The following is a 1,075-nucleotide window of genomic DNA, read 5'->3' as shown; positions in this document are numbered from 1 at the left end:
GTCGCCGCCCGGCCCCGGCAGGACCGGGGCCGGGCCGTGCGAGACTTGATCATGACTGTGACCAATCCCTGGCTGGCCGGCCCGGCACCGAAGCAGCGGCTCGATCGCGAGCGGCTGGAGGAACGCATACTCAACCTGCTGTCCTCGCAGAACATGTGCGTGCTCGCGACGGCGGGGCCGGACGGGCCGCTCGCGACGCCGGTGCGGTACTTCCACCTCGACTTCGCGGTGATGTTCTCCACGGCCGCCGGTTCGCCGAAGATGAGGAACCTGGCCGCGGACCCCCGGGCGTCGGTGGGGGTCTTCGCCCCGCTGGTCGGCCAGGCCAGCAGCCGGGGCGCACAGCTCTTCGGCCGGGCCCGGGTGCTGTCCGAGGGCGATCCCGGCTTCGACCGCTACTGGCCGGCCTTCCGCTGGCAGTCCGACCACGTCGAGCGCTCCCGCTCCCTCGACGAGCCGCCGACCGGGCCGATCGTGGTGATCGAGGCCGACCGGATCGTCTACACCGAACACTGGCTCCGGCGCGAGGGATTCGCGCCCCGCCAGTTCTGGACCCGGGCGGACGGCTAGGGCTTGCGGACGGGGTGACCGGGGGGCGGGACGGCTCTGCTCCGGCGGACGGGGATTCGCCGGACGATCACACGCACGAGTGACGTCACCCCCGTGCGCCCTTCCTGCTCCCCCTCACTCTCCGTCACCGTGGCTCCCGGGCGGATTGCTCGGACACGTACCGATACCGGCCGCCTTCCTGTCACGATCTCCACATCTCGAGGAAACTGATCCGTCATCAGATGCGTTTATCACCGTGAACATGCCCAGCTGAACGGCGACGGAAGGGGGAGCACCGATGCGTACGCGCAGCTCGGTCACGGGCCTGTTGGCGGCCCTGCTCGGTCTCGCCCTGCTGCTGGGCGGGGGTGCCGCGGGGACGCTGAAGCCCCGTCAGTCCGTCCCGGTCGCGGCCTCCGCCAACGTCGCCGAGCACAAGGAGACGGAGAAGGAGCTGCCCGCGGGCGTGCCGTTGCGGCACGGCCCGCACGCCGTCGGCCGGCCCGCCCCGGGCGGCGGCGCCGCC

The 1,075-nt window shown here is 72.3% G+C and carries 2 protein-coding genes; both read left to right on the top strand.

Annotated elements, in window-relative coordinates:
- Nucleotides 1-51 precede the first annotated feature (51 nt).
- Entirely contained in the window at nt 52-570 is a 519-nt protein-coding gene (locus ABZ641_RS39100) for a pyridoxamine 5'-phosphate oxidase family protein (RefSeq protein ID WP_359989482.1), read from the top strand.
- A gap of 277 nt (nt 571-847) precedes the next feature.
- Nucleotides 848-1,075, top strand: a 228-nt coding sequence (locus tag ABZ641_RS39095; RefSeq protein WP_359989480.1) for a hypothetical protein, incomplete at its 3' end; no start/stop codon positions are given.

It is taken from the genome of Kitasatospora sp. NPDC007106 (assembly GCF_040634455.1).
GTDB classification, from domain to species: Bacteria; Actinomycetota; Actinomycetes; order Streptomycetales; family Streptomycetaceae; genus Kitasatospora; species Kitasatospora arboriphila.
The sequence above is the reverse complement of the archived record's forward strand: the minus strand, read 5'-3'. Positions and strand labels throughout refer to the sequence as shown.

Excerpts from the sequence above, each read along its gene's own strand:
- ABZ641_RS39100 (WP_359989482.1), top strand. The coding sequence starts at position 52 with ATGACTGTGACCAATCCCTGGCTGGCCGGCCCGGCACCGAAGCAGCGG.